Raw genomic sequence first — 9063 nt, forward strand, 5'->3', positions numbered from 1 at the left:
TTCACCGAAGCAAGCACAGCTCAGTGTCATATACGAGTATATGGGCGTCGTTCGTGCACTGCGAGTCGCCTTTCCGCCCGGCATGCCGGGCCGACGGGCCGCTCACTCCGCGTTTGCCTCGTTCCTAATCGGGAGCACGAGACGGCACGCGAAGCCTTCCGCCCCGTATTCGGGCTCCCAGGTGCCGCCAAATTGGGAGCGCACGAGGCCGCCGATGATCTGAGTGCCGAGGCCGGACCGGGAGGGCTCCTCCGCGGCAGGCCCGCCGCTCTCCCTCCAGTCGATAGCGAAAGTCTCCTCATCCTGCCACCGGCAGTGCAGCGACACGCTCCCGCTCGTGACCGAGAGACTTCCATATTTCGAAGCGTTGTTCGCAAGCTCGTGGACGATCATGCCGAGTGAAACCGATGAGCTGGGGTCCAGAAGCGCGTCCTCGCCCGCGAAATGCAGCCGATCCTCCCGGTCCGTGTCGAGATAAGGTTCGATCTCGTCGATGATGATCTCACGGGCCGAGCTCCCCTCTTCGGTCGCATACATCAGCCGATCCGTGGAGCGGAGCAGGCAGCTCATGCGCGCCTCGACGCAAGACACCAGGGCAGCCGGCGATTCGGCATCGCGCTCGCAGAGCGACATGAGGGCGCGGACATTGGCGAAGACATTCCGAATTCGATGGCCCGCCTCGCTCAGCCGTAGCTCCATCTGCTGTTCGTCCCTGCGCCTCTGGCTCACATCCCGGAACACCATGACCGCGCCGATGATCTCGCCCTTGTGATTACGGATCGGCGCTGCGCTGTCATCGAGAGGCGAGGTCTGGCCGTCGCGGTTCTTCAGGATCGTGGTTGACGTTAGGACGACTATGTGGCCGGCGGAAAGCGCCCGCCTGATCGGGCTTTCGACAACTCGCCCGCTCTCCTCATCGCGAAGATCGAATACATCCTCGATGGGCCTGTCCACAGCGTCGGCCTCGGACCAGCCCGTGAGCCGTTCGGCTACGTCGTTCATGAACTCGACGCGGCCGTTCGCGTCGCTTGCGATCACGCCGTCGCCAATGCTGGCAAGCGTCTGGGCGAGCCAGGCCTGGCGAGCGTTGGCCTCGATCTCCACCTTGCGGAGCCGATCGGCCACGCGGGCGAAGGCGAGCATGCAAGCGCCGGTTGCGCAGATCGCGGCGACGGTGACGGTGCGGTTGATGCCGATCACCCAGGCGGGATCGTCTGTGCCCCAGGAGCCTAACAGCGTGCCGAGCAATGCGCCGACCGCCAGCACGGTCGCAAGGCCGCACATGGCGAGGGTGGCGTAGCGGTTGGAATGGCCGAACGTTGTAAGGACCGCCAGCACGTAGCAGGCGCTAAGACCGCCCCTCAGCGGAAGGAAAAGTTCGGCTAGAAAGGCCGTCACCGCCAGAATGAGGCCGGCCCACGGCAGCAGGACGAACAGAATGCCCTTTGCGTCGCCGGCGGATCGCAACTCCTTGAAGCGATCCGGATACGTCAGACTCATTCAAGGGACTCCGCGCGAAGAGCAAGTAGACCCCTACCCATCATGGGCGGAATATGCTGAGTTTCGAACGGCCGGTCTGTCGGAAATCCGACATTCAGAGCTGCGAAAAAGTGGTAGTCACAGCCATTCTCGACTGAACTTAGCGTCCGATGTGTGACTCCCACAAGTATTCCAACCGCATACTCCAAAATCTCTCAGATTCGGCCTTGGAGCTTCTGGAGCCGCATCTTCAACCCATTCGACTGGGGGTGAGGGAAATCATTTTAGAATCGGGCGATTCGATCGACCAGGTCTATTTTCCCGAGACCGCGGTCATCTCCCTGGTTTCACCCTTTCTCGACGGGCGCGTGCCGGAGCTCGCCAGCATTGGTCGGGAGGGAATATCCGGCTGCCTCTCCGCGATCGGCAGCGGCACGACCTTCAGCCAATGGGTTGCGCAGGTGCCGGGGCGTGCGCTGCAATGCCCGGCTTCTGCCTTCGAGTCCGCCTTCGAGCAGAGCCAGGGCTTCCGGCAGGCCACGATCTGCTACATGGAAGCGCTCCAATGCCAGATCATGCAGTCCGTCGCCTGCAACGCCATGCATCCGGTGGAGGCTCGCTGCTGCCGCTGGATCCTGATGATGCGCGATCGCAGCGACAGCGATGAGCTGGCGCTGACCCAGGAGTTCCTGGCGGAGATCCTTTCGGTGCATCGGTCCAGCGTCTCGCTGACCATCGGCACGCTGCAGCAGGCGGGCTATCTGGAGGCCAAGCGCGGATCTCTACGCATTCTCGACCGCAAAGGCCTCGAGAACGTCTCCTGCGAGTGCTACCGGATCGTCCGCGACCGGTTCGAGGACCTGCTGCCGGGCACCTTCATCACTCAGTAAAGGCTCCGCCCGCCTACTTCTCCGGAAACAGGAAGGTCGCGACCGCGCGCACGCCCCAGTCGGGTCCGCCGTCGGGACTGTCGAGATAGGCACGCCCGCCGACCCCGAGCTGCACAGGCTGCTCGCCGAGATGATAGATGTGGCTCACCAGTAGGTTGACCGGAAGTCTGGACTCGTTGGCGGTCCAGTCGAAGGTCATCTCCATGTTGAGAGCGAGGGTCGTGGAGTCCTTCCAGGTATAGGTCAGGAAGGGCTGGAGGAAGGCCTGGTTGACCTCCGGCTTGTACTCGCCGCCCGAAGCGTCCGCATAGGACCAGATCTGATTGGCGAGCGCGCCATAGGTCCAGCCCGCTTGCTGCTTCAGCACCACGACGGTGGGGCCGGCGCCCCATTTGTCGGTGCCGAGATCGCGGTCCGTCGCCGTCGGCCAGAGGAACGCGGGGCCCACGCCCCAGATGATCCCGCTCTTGGTGGATTTCGGCGACAGGAAGAAGCTCTGTAGCGTATCGCCCAGGCCGAACTCGTTATCGAGACCGGGTGCGGCGGCCTGGAAATCCAGTACCGGCAGAATCGTGCGGGTAATCAGATTCCAATCCGCCGAGATCCCCGTCGGGATCACGGGCTGGATATTCAGAGTGCTGCGCTTCGCATCCGACGGGCCGAAGCAGCAGTCGAAATTGTACTGGAAGGGCACGCTGATCAGATCGGCGACGGGATTGGACAGCTGCTTGGCAAGATCGCTGCTGTCGTCGGCTGCGGCGGGTCCCGCGAAAAGAAGTGCAGCTGCAAGAACAATCAGTAGGCGCAGCTGGACGCAAACGCGTCGCCCCTGCGCAGACGCAATCTCAAACAAAATATCAATTCCAAAACTATGTCGGTTCGGCTTCTCCGACTCGGTTTTAGCATCGCGGCGCGCTTGGCGCCGCGTGTTGCCGAAATCCGATGTGGACAAGTGCGGCCCCGGCCAGCGAGGTCTCCTGCACCTTCCGCGCTCCAACAAAGCGCTTACCCTCCCCAGTGCGACAACTTGACACCAGCCTTATCGCCGGGTAGCCGCATTTCTTTTCGACCAATCGGTGCCTGCGGGGTTTGGGGCAACTGCATATTCGAAGCGTCAATTTTCTAAGGAAGTGATCATGGCCTCTTCGCGAACTTTCGAGACGGACCGGCGCGACGTTCTTGCCGGGATTGCGGCTCTGTTTGCAGGGGCGGCCCTGCCCCTGCCCGCGTTCGCCCAAGGCGCAAGCCCAGAGCCCCGCCATGGCACCGCTCTACCGCTTGGCAAGCCGGAGCCCTACTCATTCGAGATCCTGAAAGCCCGCGCGGAGAAGCTTGCGTCGGAGCCCTACAAAGATGCGCCCCCGAAGGCGGCCGACATTCTGGAGACCGTCGATTTCGACGCCTATCAGAAGATCGCCTTCAAGCCGGAGATGGCGCTCTGGCCGAAGACCGACACGCCGTTTTCCACCCAGCTCTTCCATCTCGGCCGCTACTTCAAGTCGCCGGTGGAGATGCATGTGGTCGAAGGGGGCAAGCAGGAGAATATCGGCTACACGCCGGAGGCCTTCACCTTCAAGGACGACGCCGTCCGGAAGAAGCTCCCCGAGGATCTCGGCTATGCGGGCTTCCGGCTCATGGAGCCCGGCGGCAAGGCGGACTGGCTCGCCTTCCTGGGCGCGAGCTATTTCCGTTCGGCCGGGCCCGACGGGCAGTACGGCATGTCGGCCCGGGGGCTCGCCATCGATACCGGCCTGCCGCGGCCGGAAGAGTTTCCGCATTTCTCAGGGTTCTGGCTGCACCGGCCGAAGCCCGGCGCCACCTCCATGGTGGTCGATGCGCTGCTTGAGAGCGAAAGCTGCACGGGCGCCTATCGCTTCGTGATCTCCGGCCCTGAGACCTTCGTCATGGACATCACGGCCAATATCTATGTGCGCAAGGATATCGAACGGCTCGGCATCGCCCCCCTCACCAGCATGTATTGGTATGGCGAGACGACGCCCCGGCCGAACAAGGATTGGCGGCCCGAGGTGCATGACAGCGACGGGCTCGCCATGTGGACCGGCGCCGGCGAGCGTTTGTGGAGGCCTTTGAACAATCCGGAGGTGACCCGCACCAGCACCTTCACTGACGACAATCCGAAGGGCTTCGGCCTGCTGCAGCGGGACCGCGACTTCGCCGAGTATCAGGACGATGGCGCGTTCTACGAGAAGCGGCCGGGGGTCTGGATCGAGCCGGTCGGCGACTGGGGCAAGGGCGAAGTTCAGCTTCTCGAGATCCCGACCGACGACGAGATCTACGACAATATCGCCGCCTACTGGAAACCGGCAGAGCCGATCGCCGCGGGCAGCGCCCACACCTTCGAATACAAGCTTCACTGGGTGGCCGAAGAGCCCTACCCGCCGGAAGTCGGCCGGGTGGTCGCAACGCGGCTTGGGCAAGGCGGCATCCCCGGTCAGGAGCGGCCGGACAATGTGAAGAAGTTCGTGGTCGATTTCGAAGGCGGCCCCCTGTCGAAGCTGAAGCAGCGCTTCGACCTGAACGTGCATGTCGACGCCTCCCGCGGCACGGTCGACAACCCGTTCGCCATCAAGGTGGTGGGCACGGATCGCTGGCGGGCGATCTTCGATCTTGAGGTCGAAGGCGAGGAGCCGGTGGAGCTGCGGCTTTACCTGTCGCTCGACGGCGAGACCCTGACAGAGACCTGGCTCTACCAGTACCTGCCGGCAAGCGCCCCGCCCGTCCGGCGGTCTTAGCGCCCCTCAGTGTCTCTTCCGTTATTCTGGTGCGACGTCCCGGACGCGGGTTTTCTTTGGGTCGTAGTGTGAGAGGGTGACGATGGTTGCCGGGATGCGTTTCTGGTGGCCGTCGAGCTTGCCGATCTCCACTTGCGTCCCGGGCTCGCTCTTGGTCACGTCCATCCTTGCGAGCGCGATGTTCTTCTTCAGGATGGGCGAGCGGGTCGAGCTCGTCACCTCGCCGATCTGCGCCCGGCCGATGTAGATCGGATCGCCGTGGTGGATGCATTCGTTGCTGCCGATATCGAGGCCGACGAGCTTCTTCTGGGGGTTGGCCTTGCGGCGGGCGAGCGCCTCCGAGCCGATGAAGGGCTCCTCCTCCATGTCCTTGCGCACCGTGAAGCCGATGCCTGCCTCGAACGGGTCGGTCTGATCGCAGAAGTCGTAGCCGGCGAAGACGAGGCCCGCCTCGATGCGCACCATGTCGAGCGCCAGGAGGCCGAAGGGGCGAAGCCCGTGGGGCTGGCCCGCCTCCCAGATGGCGTCGAACACTTCAGGGGCTGCGTCCGGGTGGCACCAGATCTCATAGCCGAGCTCGCCCGTATAGCCGGTGCGCGAGATCACCACAGGCTGATCGGCGATGCGGCCGACCAGGAAGCGGAACCATTTCAGCTCCTCGATGGTCGGCTGGTCGGGCCGGGTCCACACGATCTCCTTCAGGATGTCCCGGGATCTGGGGCCCTGGAGCGCCACGTTGTGGAGCTGGTCGGTGGAAGACCGCACCCAGACCTTGAGGCCCCGCTCTTCGGCCACCTGGCGCATCCAGACGCCGAGATAATCGTCGCCGCACACGACCCGGAAGTTGTTCTGGCAGAGCCGGAACACGGTCCCGTCGTCGATCATGCCGCCATGGTCGTAGCAGAAGGCGGTATAGACCACCTGACCCTGGCTCAGCTTGCGGATGTTGCGGGTGGCGACCAGATGGACGAGCTCCTCCGCATCCGGCCCCGTCACCTCGAACTTGCGCAAGGCCGAGAGGTCCATGATCACCGCCTTCTCCCGGCAGGCCCAGTATTCCTCGATGGGCTCCACGTCGGAGAAGCAGGTGGGCAGCCAGAAGCCGCGGTAATCTTCGAACTTGCGGGTAAGGGCTGCGAAGCGCGGATAGAAGCCGCTCTCCCGCGTCAGGCGCGGCTCGGCGTCGGGGGTCATGCGATGGGCCTTTCCTTTCGGGAAGTCGTTCTCCTTGTCGTAGACGCGCACCTGGATATCCGTGGGGCTCCAGCCATTGGCCGGATCGATATCGTCGGCGCAGGACGACGAGGCGCAGACGATGTCGGTGAGCGCGCGTAAGAGCACGTAGTCCCCGGGGCGCGACCAGGGCTCGTCCAGGCCGATCCCGTCATCGTCGTCGACAAAGGTGTTGTAGAAGAAGTTGATGGCCGGCCAGCCCTTGCGGGGCGCGATCGCGTCGTAGGGCTCCAAACAGGCGTTGAAGTTGTCCGTGCAGTTGGAATGGCCCGGATAGCCCATATCCTCGTAATACTTGGCGTTGCAGGCCAGCATGAACGTGTCGTGGCGGCCCACCGTGTCCTGGATCACCTCCACGAGAGGCTTCTGGGTCTGGTCGTAATACTTCGAATGCAGCCCCGGCCCCGGGGCCGCGCTCCCCATCAAGGTATGGGTGGTGGTGGCATCCAGCCCGTTCTCGATACCCCGCTTCAGAGCTTCCGCATCGAAGGCGAGGAAGTCGGAGCATTGCCGCCCCTCAACATCGACGATCTGGATATAATCCCCGGCCTTCACCTCGTAAGACGCGGCGGTGGCCGCATCGACCCTGAGATCCATCTTGGGCTCCGCCAAAGGCGGCGGCGCATCGAGGCGCTCGTCGGTCGTCTGCTCGATCTCGATCAGAAGATCGGTCGGGGTGTTCTGCTCGTCCGGCGCCATGGCGCTGCCCGGCGCCACCAGCACGCAGAGACCGGTCGCCTTGATCTCGAACTGGACCTTCGAGCCCGGCGCGCTGTCCGGCCCGAAGAGGCGGCTGCCGCGGATCTCCCCCTTGTCCACGTTGCGGGAGCCCAACGCATGCTCGGTGGCTGCCCGGCCTTCCAAAGCCTCGTCCAGAGCCTCTTCCAAAGTGGGCGCATCGAGATGGGTCAGGGACGGGATCACCGCCTGGCCGCCTTCCGTCTCCGAGAGCGCATAAAGCAGCCCGAGCTGGGCGCCCTCCGGGTCGATGACCGTGAGCTTGTCGCCCTCCCGCACCCCGAAGGCGAGACAGCCGCCGCCCGCCACCCGGGTCCGGCGGATGCGCTTGCCCGCATGGGAGGTGGTGGGGGAAGACGTGGCTTCCGATAGGGTGCGCGGTCGCGTCTCGCTGTCCAGGCTCATAAGCGCTCTCCTTCAAGGCCCCCTTCCAGGAGCCGCTTCGGTCGCTCGTGGTGGAACGCGGCAAGCCCCATCGGGCTCCCCCGTTCGCGCCCCGCCTCATCAGAGCGATGCCGGTCTTCGAGGCTGTTGGCAAAGGAGCGGCGGTGCCGCCGCTCCTTCTCACAAGGCGGTTACTCCGCCGCTTGTCTATGGGGCTACTCCGCCGCTTGCCGCACATCCAGGAAGGCTTCCAAACTGTCGTCCAGGGCCTTCATCCAGACCGTGTGATGGACCGGCGACATGGTCCCCGTAATCACCGAAGGATAGGCCCGGTCCCGATAGGTCAGGATGCCTTCTTCCTTGTGGTGCTCCCACTCCTTGAAGAGCTTGGCCACCTGGTCAACGTCCAGGAACGGGTAGTCGGTGTTCTGGATCAGATCCCGCACATACTCCGTCTGGAAGTCGATATCCTGCTCCGGGTTCTCGCAGGCCTCTTCCATGGCGACCCACTTCTTGGCGTCCGCCGTCATCTCTTCCCTGGACGGAAGAGCGATCCGCCCCAGCACCACGTCGCGGGCATACCAGGCCTGCGCGTCGAACATGTTGAAGGTGTAGTACTGATCCTGGGCGCCGATATACATCAGCTTCGGATTGGAGAGCCAGAAGATGCCCTTGTAGAGCCCTTCCGGATAAAGCCGGGTCCCGGTCTTCAGGCGCAAACTGTCCGGCAGGAAGGGGTAGTAGTTCTTATAGCCCGTGCACAGCACGATGGCGTCGACCTCCTTGGTCGAGCCGTCGGCGAAGTGGGCCGTGTTGCCCTCAACCTTCTGCAGAAGCGGCTTCTCCTCGAACCCGTCCGGCCAGTCGAAGCCCATGGGTGCCGTCCGGTAGGAGAAGGTGATCGAGTTGGCCCCGTATTTGTGGCACTGGACCCCGATATCCTCCGCCGAGTAGGAGGCGCCGATCAGCAGAACGTCCTTGCCCTTGAACTCAAGCGCGTCGCGGAAGTCGTGGGCGTGCAGCACACGGCCCGGGAACATCCGCAAGCCTTCGAAGTCCGGCACGTTCGGCGTGGAGAAGTGGCCGTTCGCCACCACCACGTAATCGAACTCTTCTGAGTAGGTGTGGTCGTTCTTCAGATCCTGGACTGTGACCGTGAACTTCTCCGAACTCTGATCGTAATCGACCCAGCGCACAGGCGTCCGGAAGCGCACGTAATCCCGCACGCCGCTCTTCTCCACCCGGCCCATGATGTAATCGGCCAGCACCGCGCGGGGCGGATAAGAGGGAATCGGCCGCCCAAAATGCTCCTCGAAGGAGTAGTCGGCGAACTCCAGACACTCCTTCGGGCCGTTCGACCAAAGATAGCGGTACATGGAGCAGTGGACCGGCTCGCCATACTCGTCCAGCCCCGTCCGCCACGTGTAGTTCCAGAGACCGCCCCAGTCGTCCTGCTTCTCGAAGCAGACAATCTCAGGCACATCCGCACCCTTCTGCTTCGCAGACTCAAATGCCCGAAGCGCCGCCAGCCCGCTCGGACCAGCCCCAATAACGCATACGCGCTCGCTCATAACACGGCTCCTCAT

Annotated in this window: 6 protein-coding genes; 2 read left to right on the forward strand and 4 right to left on the reverse strand. The window is 63.6% G+C overall.

All coding sequences use genetic code 11. The features are described 5' to 3' along the window. Positions 1-102 precede the first annotated feature (102 nt). Positions 103-1500: a sensor histidine kinase gene (locus ACFQ2F_RS12985; RefSeq protein WP_379090523.1), complete on the reverse strand. Its 1398-nt coding sequence runs from the start codon at positions 1498-1500 to the stop codon at positions 103-105. A 248-nt stretch (positions 1501-1748) separates the two neighbouring features. Here ACFQ2F_RS12985 and ACFQ2F_RS12990 point away from each other — a divergent pair, with 248 nt between their 5' ends. Further along, positions 1749-2369, forward strand: a complete 621-nt coding sequence (locus tag ACFQ2F_RS12990) for a Crp/Fnr family transcriptional regulator (protein ID WP_379090525.1) — start codon at positions 1749-1751, stop codon at positions 2367-2369. 13 nt (positions 2370-2382) lie between these two features. Here ACFQ2F_RS12990 and ACFQ2F_RS12995 read toward each other — a convergent pair whose 3' ends face one another. After that, on the reverse strand, positions 2383-3222 hold the full coding sequence (locus tag ACFQ2F_RS12995; RefSeq protein WP_379090527.1) for a hypothetical protein: 840 nt from the start codon (positions 3220-3222) through the stop codon (positions 2383-2385). 283 nt (positions 3223-3505) lie between these two features. Here ACFQ2F_RS12995 and ACFQ2F_RS13000 point away from each other — a divergent pair, with 283 nt between their 5' ends. Continuing rightward, the gene (locus ACFQ2F_RS13000) at positions 3506-5122 is read left to right on the forward strand and encodes a glucan biosynthesis protein (RefSeq protein WP_379090529.1); all 1617 of its coding nucleotides are present in this window, start codon (positions 3506-3508) and stop codon (positions 5120-5122) included. Positions 5123-5143: 21 nt separating this feature from the next. On the opposite strand, the gene ACFQ2F_RS13005 is transcribed toward ACFQ2F_RS13000, so the two are convergent. Both ACFQ2F_RS13005 and ACFQ2F_RS13010 read right to left on the reverse strand, forming a co-directional pair. After that, positions 5144-7498 carry a DUF1989 domain-containing protein gene (locus ACFQ2F_RS13005; RefSeq protein WP_379090531.1) on the reverse strand — a complete coding sequence of 785 codons (2355 nt, stop codon included), beginning with the start codon at positions 7496-7498 and terminating at the stop codon, positions 5144-5146. A 194-nt stretch (positions 7499-7692) separates the two neighbouring features. After that, positions 7693-9048, reverse strand: coding sequence for an NAD(P)-binding domain-containing protein (locus ACFQ2F_RS13010; RefSeq protein ID WP_379090722.1), 1356 nt, complete (start codon positions 9046-9048; stop codon positions 7693-7695). Positions 9049-9063 lie beyond the last annotated feature (15 nt).

This window comes from Methyloligella solikamskensis (assembly GCF_042676065.1).
GTDB lineage: Bacteria > Pseudomonadota > Alphaproteobacteria > Rhizobiales > Methyloligellaceae > Methyloligella > Methyloligella solikamskensis.